Consider the following 16,160-nt stretch of genomic DNA (forward strand, 5'->3'; position numbering starts at 1 on the left):
TAATTATAGTCAATTTTTTTCAAAACATGTTACCACTTACGAAAAGTTACTAATTTGTAACTTTATAGAAATATTAATTCCGAGAGATAGGGTGTAAAATTTGACTGAACGGTCAATAAAATATCGCTTTTTATATTGAAAAGGAGGGGTAAACTCATGTCAGTTGGTGGTTTGAAAGGTATGGTTTATCATCAAGCTGGTAAGTTGGTAGCTAGTGTTGTTAGAAAGGCGGACAATCAAACATTTGCCAAGCTTTTATTCACAGTATCGGCACTTAGTAAAGAGCCAGCAAAGAGTGGTTTGAAGAAACTTGGATTGATGGCTCAAGAGGAGCACCCGATGATTAAAAAGTGGATAAACATCTTTCAGAAATCTTCCCCTAAGGCTGTTGAAAAAATCATAAATAACCTTATTATTAACGAATTTGCAATTGGCGAACCTCTCAGGCAAAAACTCATGCATGAACACAAAGTTGTTCTTCCAAAACTCGGAGTTATAAGCCCAACCTATGCGTGTAACTTGAACTGTGTTGGATGCTATGCCGGATTGTACGGAAGAAAGTATGAACTTACAAAAGATGAAGTTAGAAGTGTTTTAAAGCAAGGTGAACAACTCGGAATTTACTTCTGGGTTATTACCGGTGGAGAACCTTTCTACTGGCCACATCTCATGGAGATATTGGAAGAATTTAGCGAGCATTACTTCATGATTTACTCCAATGGAATTTTGATAACAGAAGAGAAGGCTAAAAAACTTGCAGAGCTTGGAAACGCTACAATATCTATATCCGTGGAAGGGTTCGAAAATGAAACGGATTGGAGAAGAGGTCACGGAGTCTTCAAAGCAATTCTTAACACATGGGACAGATTGAGAAGGCACGGAGTTCCATTTGGAGCAAGTGTTACAGCCACCAGAATGAACCACGATATCATTATGAAAGATGAATTCTGGAACTTCCTTGAAGAAAATGGTGTGGAATATGTGTGGATTTATCAATTCATGCCTGTTGGTCAAGACCCTGTTATGGACCTTGTCCCAACACCACAGCAAAGGTATGAAAGGTTCTTCAAAACTGAACAGATGAGGCTAAGCGGAAGGTTCGCATTTGTTGCAGATTTCTGGAACCACGGATTTTTAACCCACGGTTGTCTCTCAGCAGGTGCAAAGTATTTCCACGTGAATGCAAAAGGATACGTTGAACCGTGTGTATTCCAACAGTTTGCAGTGGACAGTATTAGAGAAAAGACATTGCTTGAGATATTTAAGTCACCATTCTTTGAAGCTTACAAGAGAGCAATTCCATTCTCCAACAATCTTTTCAGACCATGCCCAATCATCGATAATCCAAAGGTGTTCAGAGCAATGGTTAAGAACTTCAACGCAATTCCACAGCACGAGGGTTCTGAAAAGACAATTACAGAGCTTGCACCCGAGCTTGATAAACTCGCAGAAGAATGGAAAAAGTATGCTGATAAACTCTGGTATGAATACGGATACGTTGAAAGATACCCAGTTAACAGGGGTATTTACAACTACGAAACAAGGATGAAGAGATACGCAAACAAAGAAGAGGTATTGAAGGTCGATAAGAAGATGGCTTTGTAAGCTCCATAAACTTCAAAATCCATACTACTTATTCGGGGGCGCTTAAATTGAGTGTCCGTTCACAGGAAACTAGAAAGAAAATTTTAGAAGCTGCAAGGAAATTGTTTGCTGAAAAAGGGTATGAAGGTGTTAGTATGGAGGACATTGCGCAGGCCTCTGGCGTGCGCAAGTCCCTTATTTATTATTATTTTGAGAGCAAAGAAGTTTTATTCGAAGAGGTTTGGATAGGAGTTATCGAGGAACTTGAGAAAGAATTATTCCCCGAAGTTGAAAATGAAAAGAGTATAGCCGGAGCAATAAAGAAACTAATAAAAAAATACGTTGAGTTTACGCTAAATAAATCAGAGTTAAGTAGATTAATTGCACGCGAGCGAATGAACGTTCTGGAAAACGGGGAAAGTTTATCAAGAGCAAAAGGTAAGTACGTTAGTTTGCTTAATAGATTAGAGAGGATTTTTGAAAAAGGTAAACAGGAAAATGTTTTGAACGATATCGAACCTTCTGCAGCAACTGAGATAATTTCTACAGTTGATTCTATTCCTCGTAAAAGCCTTATCAAAAGTGTTGAAGAATTTCTGCTGAAAGTCATTCTCAAAGAAAAAGTAGAACACTAAGCCTCAATAACGTATGAGGTGATTTTAAACATGGAGAAAGAAGTTTCTCAAAAAAGGAAAGCCCTTTACTTTGTCCTTTTGATGGGGTTAGTAAGTTTATTCAGTGATATCACTTACGAAGGCGCAAGGAGTTTGATAGGTCCTTACCTTGGCTTGCTTGGAGCATCTGCCGTTGTTGTAAGTAGCATTGCAGGATTTGGTGAACTCTTAGGCTATACTCTAAGGTTTTTTACTGGAAGATTGGTTGATAGGACACGTAAGTATTGGTTTTTCGCGATACTAGGTTATTCGATGAACTTGTTTGTAATTCCAACATTAGCTCTAACAAAGCATTGGTATGCAGCTGCCGTTTTAATTATTTTAGAACGCGTAGGGAAAGCTTTGAGAAAACCTGCAAAAGATACAATCACATCTTTTGCAGGAAGCCAACTTGGTTATGGAACAACCTTCGCTATAGAGGAATTCCTGGACCAAATTGGTGCGACCATTGGTCCACTGATTATGAGTGTAACAATAGCGCAGAACATAAAACTTGAAACTGTAGATGCTTACCGTAAAGCCTTTGGTTTTCTACTGTTTCCAGCTCTTATAACTATAGGCATTATTGTGGTGGCAAAAATTCTGGTACCAGAACCAGAAAAAATGGAAAAGACTCAATCGAAAGCAAGAAATGTCAGGTTTGACAGAGCTTTTTATCTATATCTCATCTCAATTTCTCTTATTGCTTTTGGTTTTGCTGATTTTGCGTTGATAGGCTACCACGTTCAGAGTAACAATATACTATCTCCTACACTAATTCCTGTGGCATACATGATTGCTATGATTGTAGATGCCTTTGCAGGTTTGGTATTCGGTAGACTTTTTGATAAATTTGGGATAGTAATCATGGCTTTTGCATCGTTTATTACATCATTTTACGGGTTTTTCTCGTTTGGAATGTCAAAAGAGGCAGTATTTTTAGGTTCTGTGCTTTGGGGCATTGGTATGGGAGCAAATGAATCCATAATGAAAGCGACAGTGGCTAAACTTGTGAGTTCGGAAATTAGAGGAACGGCATATGGGTTCTTTAACGCCATTTTTGGTGTAGCTTGGTTTATAGGAAGTGCTGTGCTTGGGGTTTTATATACTATCAACAGATTTTATCTTATATATCTCGCCTTCTTCACACAGTTGTTTGCAGCAGTTTTACTTTTGTATTTGTCGAACGTGATTAAAAAACAAACCACAGTCTAAAGTCAGAAAAGTTCAAACATACGAACGCAAAAAAATCAGCCATAAACAAAGGGGTGCACATTGCACCCCCTTCATTAGTTGTAATTTATGAAGTTTTTTTGCTTATCTTCTCTTTGTTACGCCCTGTTTCTTGTCAAGTCTCTTCTTGTATTCAGAGTAGGTCTTTTGGCTGTCTTTCAAAAACTTTTGGAGCTTCTTTTCAAACTCTTCTTTCTTCAGTTCAGCGTCACTCATCTTCGTTGTTTCTTCTTTGAGTGATAGTTCCCACTTACCGTCTTTACCCTTTCCTACTATCTTTGCTTCAACCTCCTGACCGACCTTGAGAAAATCTTCGACTTTCTGCACATACTGGTTAGAAATCTTTGAAATGTGGATAAACCCCTTTTCTCCGTTTTCTAGTTCAACGTTTGCTCCGAATTTGAGTACCTCTGTTACTTTGCCTTTTACAACTTGGCCAACTTCCATAAAATGTAACCCTCCTGAAAGATTAGATTGGAGAAAAAATATCAATACTTACCTTCGAACTTTTTCTTAAACTTTTGCACGCGTCCTTCAGTGTCAACTATCAGGCTAGCACCCCCACTTCCTTTATAAAGTGGATGGCAATTTGAACAAACATCAACTTTCATCTGTTCTTTTGTTGTCCAAATCTTGTGCTCAGCACCACATGCACACTTAACTGTTAATAGCCTCATCTCTGGGTGGATACCCTTTCTCAACTCACTCACCTCTCCTAAGTGATTTTTCGACTGTATAAATTCACGTTATATATTACCACTTTCTTTTAAATTTTGCAAGTCTTATATTTTTATGTCTTTGAAATTATCTTGTATCATGTTTAAGAGATTTATTGTTTCTTTGACATTTGCAAAGACGTTGTTTATTTCGTCCAAGAATTTTTGAATCGATGCACTAATCTCTTCAGCTGTTGCAGAACTTTCTTCAGATATGGCAAGTAGGTTTTGAATGCTATTAGTTATACTTTCAAGTTTCTCAGTTTCGCTATTGAGGGTTGAAACAAGGGTGTTCAGTTGCTCAGTAATTTGTGATATTATACTGCTCGAATCTTTACTTTCGCTCGCACTTTTTTCTAGAGTCTGGGATTGTGATTTCAATTCTTCGTATCCTCTTATAATGCTTTGGTTTAGTCTATCTATCCCGCTTGAGACAGTACCAAGGAACTGTGAAATTTTAACAGCAGATGCCTTACTTTCCTCAGCAAGTTTTCTAATCTCGTCGGCAACAACGGCAAAACCTCTTCCAGCTTCCCCACTTCTTGCGGCTTCAATAGCCGCGTTTAGAGCAAGAAGGTTTGTCTGTTCGGCTATACTCATAACGGTTTCGGCTATATCCATTATGGCACTTGCCTGTTTTCTTAATTGCTCACTTTCGTTTGCGATGGCTTCAAAATCACTACTCATTAACTTCATTCCATTTGCCGAATTTTCTACGCTCTTTGCAGCTGTTATAATTTTCTCTACCGCCAAGTTCAAGTTACGTATAATCTGATTTTGCTGATTTATCGTTCTCGATATGGTATCAACGTTTGATGAGACTGCGTCTGATATTCTTTCAGCATCGTTACTAATTTGTACAGCGGTATCGGCAACTTGAGAGGACAATTCTTTCATCGTGTCTATCTGTTCGAGAACAGCTTCAGATGAATCTAACGTCTTTTTGGCAAATGCCATCAATTCTTCCGTATCACCTTGAATGCCTATGAGAAATTCCCTAAGTTCGTTAACTGCTTCAGTGTTGACCTTAGAAACTTCCTCAAAGTCTTTTTCACCAACTATATATACAACGCTGTTAAGGTCCTTTTCTTTAAAAACCTTTGCCTCTTCTTTTAAGCCTTCAAGTCCTTTCTTGAAATCTCGCAGACCAAAAGCAACACCAGCGAAAGCCAGAACCGATGTTAATAAAGCGCCTATAAGAGGTCCAAAAAACTTAGTGAGCAAAAATGAAGCAATAAATGTAAATACAGGGAAAACTATTGTATATGTTGAGACAAGGCTTTTAAGAAGCCCAAAGGAAAATGCTTTATAGCTTTTCAATTTTATCGTTTTTCCATATGGTTTTGTGGAACGAATCTTCACTTCAATGAAACTTCCTGAGCTTGTTGTCCCCTGATCCAAGATTTCAACTTCAATTGGATCATTAAAAAATTCCGAAGCGCCTTTGAGTAATCCCATAAAGTAATATCTAAAATCTCTCATTGATTGGTATCGGACTATTGCTGTTCGCTCATCAATGTAGTTGAAAATTATTCTCGGAGGTTTGGCACCCGATATTCTTCTTGTCAGAGCTCTGTGTACACCGTCCATTGCCGAAAGAAAAGACATACAGCCGTCTTTCTTGAAGTATCCTGGATAAGCGGCGTAAAAACTTTTAATGTTATTGTATCCTGTCTCTTCCCACAACTGTTCGTAAGTTTTTCCAACCTTTTGTGCCAACTTTTTCGAAAATTGATATACAACGTCATCAGCTACGTCATTTGTTGGTATCAACAACTTAGTTGTATCAATCTTGAATTCTTCGATTAGAGAATTAACAACCGCATCACCGTAAAGTTTCTTCCAAGTGTTAATCCACACGTTCATAATAAAGCTCTTCATATTTAGACCTCCTTCTTGTTGTTAGGTATCCTCTTCTTTTAGTAAATATTATAACATATAAAATTGAATTTTGTACGAATTTATCTTCTTTTACTCTCTTTCATTTTGTACATTAAATCATCGACTGCACGTAGGGTGTTTTCTAATGTTCCGGAAAATTGGACTATTCCAAACGAAAATCCGGGTCTCAATTCGTGAGAATTCTTAAACTCTTCTGAAACCTTAGTGAATATCTCGGTTGCCTTTTCAACTGGACAACCTCTGAGTATTACCAAAAATTCATCTCCGCCCATTCTTATAACAAAATCACTCGAACGGATATTGTTCTTGATAGTTCTAACGAGTAATCTCAGTATCTCATCTCCGACATCATGACCATGATTATCATTAATACTTTTGAATTTATCCATGTCAACGTATACAAACGCATCTTCCGGTGCAAATAACGTCTCAGATAAGTATCCCCTGTTATATGCTCCTGTCAATGGATCAGTAATACTCTTCATGTGAGACATAGTCACTCGAACAACCATTTCTTTGTATTCATTAACAAGTGTATAAGCAAAACCAGCAAATAGTGAAACTATACCAAATGCGGATAAGAGTTTGGAATTAGTAGAGAAGAACATGGAAAGACCGTCGTGTGTAATTGTTAAAACAAAGAAGAAGACGAAGCCAAAAAGAACTTGAGAAAAGGTTCGTAATATTTTAATAAATAGATAGGCTGCATTTACAATAAGAATTAATGAAATATTATTTGTAAGAACTTTCATTGCATAATTCGATGGCATTGCAGCGACTAAAATTGCGGCGATAAGATTATTGGATATTATGATTTTATCCAAAAGATTATTTTTTTCAAAATACTCTCGGTTAATACCATAAATTAATTCTGCAAAGCCCAAATAGGCAGAAGCAACAAAAACTTTTCGCATTAAAAGCAAGATAAACGTATTGCCAAAAGACGGGAATGGAAATAAATCAAACATCCATATACCACCAAGAAAGCTTGCAACTGAAAGATGTCTGTAAACTTCTCGTTTGACTTTATCGGTACTTCTTGAAATTAAATAGAGAATAATTGATAGTGTTAAGGTTAAACCTGTTGATATTGGCAAAAAGACACTTGTGAGCAGATAGAGTACAGAATACTTTAGTTTATGAGAATCGCTGATTATCTTAACTGGAAAATCGATTCCTACTTCGTATATACCAGATAATTCTATATCTATTGTATCAAAACGGTCGGGCAGTTGAAAAATAAATGGTTGATACCAGACATGCCCGGTTCTATCTTCTGAGAATCCAAAACTACCTATTACTTTATCATCAGCGTTTACAACAAAATAAGATGCATCTATCTGTGGGATATATAGATATCTAGGATTATCTGTTTCTTCCGTTTTATAATTTACCAGAGCTCTTATAATAACGGTGGAAGGATTTTTTAAAATCTTGTAAAACGTCTTTGGCAGCACGCTCTCTGTGAAAATGTTACTTTTATCTCTAAGTACTTTCCATCCATATATCTCTATACCCTCATCAACTAATGCATACTGAAAGCTTAGAAATAATAAGAAAAACAATGATGTTGCGAAAAAGAATGGTTTAAAGTAAAAACTGATAAATTCCTTCAATCTTACCACCTTACCACATCCCCCTACATGTGCAATGTCCATGACGTTATTATTTTATCACGCAGACCTAAATTCTCAAAACAAAAAGCGATAGACTTAGCTATCGCTCAAATGTGAATTATATAGAAGAATTTTACATAAAGCAAATTTAGAGAGTAAAACGCTTAGAAATACATTCCAATCTGAATTGAAATACCTGTTGGTCCGCCTGTGCCAAGATACAATGAATATCCTATGCTTCCGTATACGCCCATTCTTGGATTAAAATCATATGTTAGTATGGCTCCACCAAAAGCTCCAAATATATATCCAACAGGTTCAAATGTATCTAAATCGATAAGTCCTATTAAAGACAATCCGCCATTCACACTGGCGTTTATCCTTCCCATTTCGAGTAAGTTGAATCCTACACCGAAGTTCATGTACGCAGGAGTATAGTTAAGTATGCTTCCAAGAAATGTTCCAACACCAATATAAAGCGGAAGGGGTATATCTTCGGTACTACCCCATGCTGAAATGCCAAGTCCAAACATTCCCGAAAACATACCGAGTCCCAATCCAGCTTTGAATGGCATAATCGGAAACTCTGTGGCTATGTCGTATTCTTCTGGTCTTTCACCATACATAAAGTTTGCTATGACCGTACCGTCTGATTTGTTGTATCCAACTACCTTTACGTATCCAATCCCACCATTTGATGTTTCGATTTGAAAAATGTATCCTTTTTTTGCAAGTTTTGGGTCAATTCCAGCTAAAGTAACAGCATTTCCATTGACCGCTTTAACATAAGCTTCAAGTTTAAAAATCTGTCTTAATTCGTACCAAATATCTGTTGCTGTTGACCTAAGTGCATTGCTTATAGCTTTTTGAGAACTCTCTTTTGACGAACCTTCCGACTCCATTGTCTTCGAGGCGAGTAAACTTCCATCTTCGATGTTGTAAAGTTTGATGGTATAACGTGATACGGCAATGTAAGAGTTCGCTTTACTGCTCCAAGATGAAGATAGTTCCGTCAACGTTAATAAGAGTGCGTACTTAGAACCTCCAAGCTTACCAATTTCAATGGCTTGCGAAACTCCAAACTCACTTAAATTTCTCTCTTTCATAATCTGCTGTAGGTCTGAACGTGGAAATAACTGAAACCTCCCTAGTTCGAGTGCTTGTTCTTCGAGTATAGAAAGTAGATAATCTACTTCATCCATGTTCCAACCGCTTCCTACTTTTCCCGGTAGAATCACTAACTTTACCTTTTCCGTCAGAGTAATACCGCCTGCCGCAAAGTTCAGTACACAGATGATAAGTAGCAAAAATACTAGGAACTTTGAACTTTTCACAAACATCTAACTCCCCCCCTTTCAAACTTAGTGCTTAAAACTCCTACGATGTATTAGACCTAACAGGATGTGATTTAGTTCAAAATGATTTTTAATGGTATAATATCTTAAAACAAGACTATTCTCTGTGGGAGGGTTTAAAATGTGTAGAATGTCTGCGTTTTCATCGTCGAATGATATTTGCGTTGCTGAAGTATTTAATAAAGTATCTGTGATGGCAGAGCATGGTAGAGGAGCTCCACATGATGATGGGTATGGTTTAATAGTTCTAAGTGAATTTAAAAAAATTGAGTACAAATCAGCTAAGCCGATATATGAAGACATTAATTTTAAAATGCTTTGTGAAAAAATCAGCGGAAAGATTGGAATAATTCATGCACGTAAGGCTTCACCAGGTATTCCCGTTGGCTTGCATCAGCTCCATCCGTTCTATATAGAAGGTAGATACCTTGCACACAATGGTACGATAAGGGATGCCAACAAAGCTAATCTTTTTCAGAGTGATACATATGACTTTTTCCTTAGTATTCATGATTTCAAAGACTTTGAAGGCTTACTTAATAATGTGAAAAAGTACGTCGAAGCTCATGATTTCAGTGGACTTAACTTTTTGTTATTAGATGAGTTGGACAAGTCGCTATACGTTGGTTGCATATATACCGGAGATAGTGAATACTTTACATTGTATTACAAAGCTGACAAAACGGGGTTTTTTGTATATTCACAAGACGATGTCGATGACTTACTCGCCCCTATGGAAAATGGACAAATATTTAAGGTGAGAAATGGAGAAATAGTTGAAGAAGGGAAGGTGTTTTAAACGTGTTTAATTGTACTACGGTTAGTGATTCATTAACGAAAGAATTAGTCCAAGAATTGTCAATTTCGTATGGTACACCGCTCTATGTTTATTTCGAAAGAATAATAAGAGAACGTGCAAGGATTGTAATGGGGATTTTTAATGGTATCAATATTTTTCCAACCTTTGCATGCAAAGCAAACAACAACCCAAACCTGCTTCGTATTTTGAAGGAAGAAGGCTTTGGAACTGATATTGTTACGTTGGGAGAATACCACGCTTCAAAGCTGGCAGACATTCCTGACGGGAGAATTGTATGGAACGGTAATGGAAAATCTTTGAAGGAGATGTCGCTGTTATCGAAGATTAGATATGTTAACGTAGATTCAGTTGAAGAACTGGAAAGATGGAAAGATGTTGCCTCTAAAGTTGGAAATATCCCTGAATTATTCTTAAGGATTAATCCTAACGTTAATCCAAACACACATCCGTACATCTCCACAGGTCTGAAGAAGAACAAATTTGGGATTCCAATAGAAATGATAGAAGAAGCTTTGAAAAAAGTAAAGACAAGCAACCTTGAGTTAGTAGGATTCCATATTCACATTGGTTCACAAATAACAGATGTTGAACCGTTTTACGAAGCGTTAAGCCAGACTGTGGAACTTAGTAAAAGATATGGTTTTAGGAAGATTAATATAGGTGGGGGCTGGGGAATCAACTACCAAGGCAAAGAACTCGATTTATCGAAGTACCGTGAAGTGATTATACCTCTGCTGAAAGATTTTGAAGAGGTTGTCTTAGAGATTGGAAGATACATAATTGGACCAGCCGGAGTACTTATTCTAAAGGTCGAGTATGTGAAAAGAACCGATGCAAAAACTTTCATAGTTGTAGATGGTGGGATGAACGTTCTCATTAGACCAGCAATGTATGGAGCATTTCATGGTGTTAAAATCTTGGAGCCTGCGCAAGACGAGAGAGTGGAAGCAGATGTTGTGGGACCGCTTTGTGAATCTGGGGATATTTTAGCAACACACTGCATGTTGGAAATTCCAAGAGAAGGTAGTTATATTGTAATCGAAAACGCAGGAGCTTACGGATACGCAATGTCAAGTAATTACAACTCTACATTGAAACCCGCAGAAGTTTTAATCACCGAAAACAACGAACCAAAATTAATCAGAAGACGTGAAACATACGATGACCTTTTCAGAACTATAATTTAAATTATTTAGGGTAAAAAATTGAAGAGTTTGTGGTATAATTATCAGCTCACATGAAATGTAACTTGCAAAACACAGGGGAGGCTGGCTATTATGAAAGGATTGAACACGAAGATAGGTATAAAGCTATCTATCGCCATAGTGTTGTTAGTGTTGACAACCGTTTTTGCACTACCAAATTTTGAGTACCAAATCTATTACGGAAATTTGCATTCTCACACTTCGTACTCGGATGGAAGAGGAACTCCTGAACAAGCTTATGCACATGCTTCAAAATATGCTGACGTGCTAGCTGTTACCGACCATTGCTACTTTCTAAAAATACCTGTCAACGGGCAATCGAAAACCTATCTAACTCAGCAAGCAGCACGCAGTGCTACGATTCCGGGTAAATTTGTAGGATTGCAAGGTTTTGAATGGACAGCAGGTTCTGGTCATATAAACGTTTACGAGACACTTGAGTTCATTAGCCGAGATGAAAAAGGTGACTTGAAGGATTTCTACGAATGGATTACAAAGGTAAAAAAACTTGCGCAGTTTAACCATCCTGGGGTTACGTTTGGCAATTTTCAAGATTTCTGGTTTTGGCCGGAGGCTGACAAATATGTGAATCTCATAGAAATCGGAAATGGTAACTGGAGCAGTGCGGACATTATTTCCGAAGAAATGTTCAGCAACTTCATACTCGCTTTGAACAGAGGTTGGCACCTTTCACCAACAGCCAACCAGGACAACCACAAAGAGAATTGGGCAAGTGCAAACGACGCACGCACTGGCATTCTTGCAAAATCACTGACTTATGAGGATATTATGGAAGCACTATGGAACAGACGAACATTTGCCTCGGAGGACAAAACTGCAAAGCTCTATTTTTATACGGACAATAACATTATGGGGAGCATTTTACCTTACCGCGAAAAGGCGAATTTTTACATTTATTATTCAGACAAAGGAGACCCTGTTAGCAAGGTATACATCTTTTCACAAAGTAGAATCTACGAACTCTCAGAGCTTTCTGGAAAAGATGAATTCGAGTACAGCGGAACATTCGATATAATCGATGGTTACGAATGGTTCTTTGTTTACATCGTTCAAAAGGATGGGAACGAAATAGTTTCAGCACCTGTTTGGCTTGAAACTGATAGTCCGTTTAGGGTCAATTACGTTCGCATCGGTCCTGAAAAGCCAAGCGTGAATCAAAATGTTCAGATTACCTTTGACATTTACAATGTTTCTGAAAATCCACAACAAGGAACATTGACAGTTCTTCTCAACGGTAAGTCGGTGTATAGCGAAAGGCTTTCTTTGAAACCTTATGGTATCGAGTACGACAAAAACATCCAGCTTGGGAAACTCGAAGCAGGAGATGGCCGTATAGACTTTTTGGTTGATGGCAAAAATGTCCAGTCAGTTGCTTTCGAAGTTTCTGAAAAAGTAGGATTAACAATTCTTATAGACAAACTCCATGAGAACGATATTAGTGACGAATTATTGTCACTGTTAAGAAAATTTGAAGAACAGGGTAATACAGCAATTTTTGCTGACACTGTTTTGAAAGACTACAATGATGTTGATATCGTCTTAATTCCAACTCCCAAACAAGGTGGATTAGATTTCTTCAAAGACCTTATGCCAGATGAAATTGAGTGGCTGAGAGAGTTTAAGGGAAAACTTATTTTATTGAAAGGTAGTGACGAAGAGTATTTTGAAAAGTATTCAGAGTTGATCCAAAACGCTAGCGTAGTTAACAGTGTTGAAGAACTTGCAAATATAATCGGATTATCCTTACCAACTTCTAAAGAAACAAAACAACAGAGAAAAGTTGTTTACATAGACCAAGGGCACTCGAATGATTATTATAAAGATAAGCTCTCAAAGCTTGAATCTTTCCTTAAAACGAAAGGCTTCGAAGTAGCCTATATCGATAAAATTCAAGATATCGACGGAATGTATTTAATTATTATGAACGGCAAAGGATACTCGGATGATGAAGTCGTGAATATTGTCAAGTTCGTTAAGAATGGTGGGATTTTGATCATTACATCAAAAAGCGACTATAACAACGGTGGGAATACAGAAGACTTAAACGCGATTCTTGATGCCCTAAACTCGCCTGTTAGATTCAACGATGACCAGGTGGTCGATGAAATTAACAACTACGGGGCTAATTACAAAGTAATTGCAGGTAACGTAAGATTCTACTCGCCTTGTTCATTGTTGTTATACGGTAACGCACAAGTTTTGATTTCCACAGACACGGCGAAATCTGTGGACTCAGATGGCAAAAACGACGCCCAACCTGTTGATAAAGTTATACTGGCATCAACTTTCAAGAGTGGATTAGGAAAAGTCTTTGTGCTTGGAAAAGCTGTCTTCTCTGACTATGATTACGAACTCAATAAAGACTTCATTCAAAATGTGTTGTTCGACGTAAAGTAAATGCAAAGCTAAAGTATGTTGAACATTGTATTCGATTAGATTTAGTCTATAAAAACATTATTTATTGAATTAAAACAGCGGGGTGTTCCCCGCTTTATTTTTTTCTTTTTGTATGTTATAATACTTATGGATATATGGAGGTGATTTACATGTTTGACAGATTTTCTGAGAGGTCAGCGAAGGTTTTTGTTATGGCTCAAGAGGAAGCGAAAGACCTCGGTCACTCATACGTGGGAACCGAGCATTTGCTGCTTGCAATACTGAAGTTGAATGATAAACCTCTTGCAAATATCTTAGAGAGGTATGGTTTGACATACGCACGTGTCAAAAACGAGGTTATTTCGATAGTTGGTTTGGGCATGCGCGGATTCATAATGTCTCCGCAAATGACCCCACGAGCGAGGAAGGTTACTGAAATAGCTTTTGAAGAGGCACGTATGATGGGTAGCGACAAGATAGACCCGGAGCACTTGCTTTTGGGTATACTGCGTGAGGGTGAAGGAATTGCGATTCATATTTTGAAAAAGCTCAACGTGAATATTCAAGCATTGCGTAAGGAGATAACTGAAAATATCTCCGATGAGGATTTCTTTGAAGAAAGCCAAGCGCTTCCACCATCTTACGAAGAACCAACAACTTCTCCAGCTGTCCGTCAACTCGAAGGTTTTGGTGTTGATTTGACAGCGCAAGCACAACGTGGAGAACTTGATCCTGTGATTGGAAGAGAAAATGAAATCGAAAGGCTTATGCAAATCCTTGTTAGAAGAAAGAAGAATAATCCTGTACTCATTGGAGAGCCTGGTGTTGGTAAAAGCGCGATAGTTGAAGGACTGGCGCAAAGGATAGTGTCAGGTGAGGTGCCGGAGCCGTTAAAGGGTAAGACTATATTCTCACTTGACGTAGCTGCACTTGTTGCCGGCACAAAATACCGTGGTGAATTTGAAAAAAGAATGAAGAAGTTACTTCAGGTTGTTAAGGGGAACAAGGATATAATTCTTTTCATAGATGAGCTTCACATGATAGTCGGGGCGGGTTCCGCTGAGGGAGCCGTTGATGCAGCAAATATTCTGAAGCCTGCTTTGGCGCGTGGAGAACTCCACTGTATTGGTGCAACGACACCTGATGAATATAGAAAGTACATAGAAAAGGATGCGGCTCTTGAAAGAAGGTTCCAGAAAATATACGTCCAAGAACCAAGTCCACAGATGGCGTTGGAAATTTTGAAAGGTTTGAAATCAAAATACGAAAGCCATCACAAAGTAAAGTATACAGACAAAGCACTCGAGGCAGCGGTATATTTGTCCCAAAGATATATCACAGACCACTTCTTACCAGATAAGGCTATCGATGTTATTGACGAGGCGGGAGCCAGAAGCAGGCTGAAATTATTCGTCATGCCAAGCAATCTCCAACTTTTGAAGTTACAGATAGAGGCCATCAAAAACGAGAAAGAAGAAGCAGTAGCTGCTCAGGATTACGAAAAGGCAGCAGAGTTGAAAGAGAAAGAACAGCAACTTAAGGAACAATTCAACGAAGCATATAGTAACTGGCGTAAAGAGGTTGAATCTACAATCGTTACGGTCGATGTTCCTGAGATAGAGGAAGTTGTGGCAGGTTGGACTGGCATTCCTCTCAAGAAGCTTGAAGAGACCGAGAGGGAAAAGCTCCTCAATCTTGAGAATGCATTGCATGAAAGGGTTGTTGGTCAGGAAGAGGCAATCAGTGCAATTGCACGTGCTATCCGAAGGGCAAGAAGCGGTCTGAAAGACCCAAGAAGACCAGTCGGTGTCTTCTTGTTCCTTGGACCAACAGGTGTAGGTAAGACCGAGCTTGCGAAAGCACTTGCAGAGTATCTATTCGGTGATGAAAAAGCTTTGGTAAGGTTCGATATGAGTGAGTATATGGAAAAGTTCTCAGTCTCAAGGTTGATAGGTGCACCTCCAGGATACGTTGGATATGAAGAAGGAGGAACACTAACAGAGAAGGTAAGAAGAAGACCGTTCTCGGTGATATTATTTGACGAGATAGAAAAGGCACATCCTGATGTGTTCAATATATTACTCCAAATAATGGACGACGGACGTTTGACAGATTCCCAGGGTCACGTAGTTGATTTCAGAAATACTATTATAATCATGACAAGTAACATAGGTGGAACCGAAATAGTTACTTCCAAGAAAAACCTCGGATTCGTTGGCGAAGAAACTCACGAAAGAGATTTCAAAGAGATGAAAGATAAAGTGCTCGAAGAAGTGAAAAAAGTTTTCAAACCAGAGTTTATAAACAGGGTTGATGAGATTATCGTATTCCACAAACTTACAAAAGAACACATTGAACAGATTATCGAAATACTGCTCAAAGATATCAGGGCAAGGTTAAGCGAAAGACACATCACTTTAGTGCTTTCACCAGAAGCAAAAGATTTCTTGGTTAGCGTTGGTTACGATGCTGTTTATGGTGCGAGACCATTGAAGAGAGCTATTCAAAAGTACATAGAGGACCCACTCTCTGAAGAATTACTGAGAGGTGAAGTTGAGGATAACGATGAAGTATACGTCGTTCGTGATGGTGATAAACTTGCTTTCGTAAAAAACAAACGAAATCAAGTTGCGACGACTGTCAAGTCTGAATCGTAGAAAAGATAACTCTTTCTGGTTT

Annotated in this window: 12 protein-coding genes; 7 read left to right on the plus strand and 5 right to left on the minus strand. The window is 38.2% G+C overall.

Features of this window, described 5'->3' with window-relative positions:
• Positions 1-156: 156 nt before the first annotated feature.
• From AC3M61_RS03965 to AC3M61_RS03975, 3 genes are read left to right on the plus strand one after another with little or no spacing between them, the layout of a single operon-like run.
• Positions 157-1,605 carry a radical SAM/SPASM domain-containing protein gene (locus AC3M61_RS03965; RefSeq protein ID WP_500779602.1) on the plus strand — a complete coding sequence of 483 codons (1,449 nt, stop codon included), beginning with the start codon at positions 157-159 and terminating at the stop codon, positions 1,603-1,605.
• A gap of 47 nt (positions 1,606-1,652) precedes the next feature.
• Entirely contained in the window at positions 1,653-2,219 is a 567-nt protein-coding gene (locus AC3M61_RS03970) for a TetR/AcrR family transcriptional regulator (RefSeq protein WP_500779603.1), read from the plus strand.
• Between the two features lie 30 nt (positions 2,220-2,249).
• Entirely contained in the window at positions 2,250-3,452 is a 1,203-nt protein-coding gene (locus AC3M61_RS03975) for an MFS transporter (RefSeq protein ID WP_500779604.1), read from the plus strand.
• A 102-nt stretch (positions 3,453-3,554) separates the two neighbouring features.
• Here AC3M61_RS03975 and AC3M61_RS03980 read toward each other — a convergent pair whose 3' ends face one another.
• The 5 genes from AC3M61_RS03980 to AC3M61_RS04000 all read right to left on the minus strand — a co-directional run bounded on the left by AC3M61_RS03980 (position 3,555) and on the right by AC3M61_RS04000 (position 9,044).
• Complete coding sequence (locus AC3M61_RS03980; RefSeq protein ID WP_033191244.1) at positions 3,555-3,917, minus strand: S1 RNA-binding domain-containing protein; 363 nt, start codon at positions 3,915-3,917, stop codon at positions 3,555-3,557.
• 41 nt (positions 3,918-3,958) lie between these two features.
• The gene (rpmE, locus tag AC3M61_RS03985; RefSeq protein ID WP_500779605.1) at positions 3,959-4,171 is read right to left on the minus strand and encodes a 50S ribosomal protein L31; all 213 of its coding nucleotides are present in this window, start codon (positions 4,169-4,171) and stop codon (positions 3,959-3,961) included.
• 81 nt (positions 4,172-4,252) lie between these two features.
• Positions 4,253-6,067 carry a heme NO-binding domain-containing protein gene (locus AC3M61_RS03990; protein WP_500779606.1) on the minus strand — a complete coding sequence of 605 codons (1,815 nt, stop codon included), beginning with the start codon at positions 6,065-6,067 and terminating at the stop codon, positions 4,253-4,255.
• Positions 6,068-6,147: 80 nt separating this feature from the next.
• Entirely contained in the window at positions 6,148-7,713 is a 1,566-nt protein-coding gene (locus AC3M61_RS03995) for a GGDEF domain-containing protein (protein WP_500779607.1), read from the minus strand.
• Between the two features lie 155 nt (positions 7,714-7,868).
• On the minus strand, positions 7,869-9,044 hold the full coding sequence (locus tag AC3M61_RS04000; RefSeq protein ID WP_500779608.1) for a CsgG/HfaB family protein: 1,176 nt from the start codon (positions 9,042-9,044) through the stop codon (positions 7,869-7,871).
• A gap of 136 nt (positions 9,045-9,180) precedes the next feature.
• On the opposite strand from AC3M61_RS04000, the gene AC3M61_RS04005 reads away from it, so the two are divergent.
• From AC3M61_RS04005 to AC3M61_RS04020, 4 genes are all read left to right on the plus strand, one after another.
• Positions 9,181-9,858, plus strand: a complete 678-nt coding sequence (locus AC3M61_RS04005) for a class II glutamine amidotransferase (protein WP_500779609.1) — start codon at positions 9,181-9,183, stop codon at positions 9,856-9,858.
• A gap of 2 nt (positions 9,859-9,860) precedes the next feature.
• Positions 9,861-11,066: a diaminopimelate decarboxylase gene (lysA, locus tag AC3M61_RS04010; RefSeq protein WP_500779610.1), complete on the plus strand. Its 1,206-nt coding sequence runs from the start codon at positions 9,861-9,863 to the stop codon at positions 11,064-11,066.
• Positions 11,067-11,156: 90 nt separating this feature from the next.
• Positions 11,157-13,502 carry a DUF4350 domain-containing protein gene (locus tag AC3M61_RS04015; RefSeq protein WP_500779611.1) on the plus strand — a complete coding sequence of 782 codons (2,346 nt, stop codon included), beginning with the start codon at positions 11,157-11,159 and terminating at the stop codon, positions 13,500-13,502.
• A 149-nt stretch (positions 13,503-13,651) separates the two neighbouring features.
• Complete coding sequence (locus AC3M61_RS04020) at positions 13,652-16,138, plus strand: ATP-dependent Clp protease ATP-binding subunit (protein ID WP_500779612.1); 2,487 nt, start codon at positions 13,652-13,654, stop codon at positions 16,136-16,138.
• Positions 16,139-16,160: the final 22 nt, after the last annotated feature.

The organism is Fervidobacterium sp. (assembly GCF_059913585.1).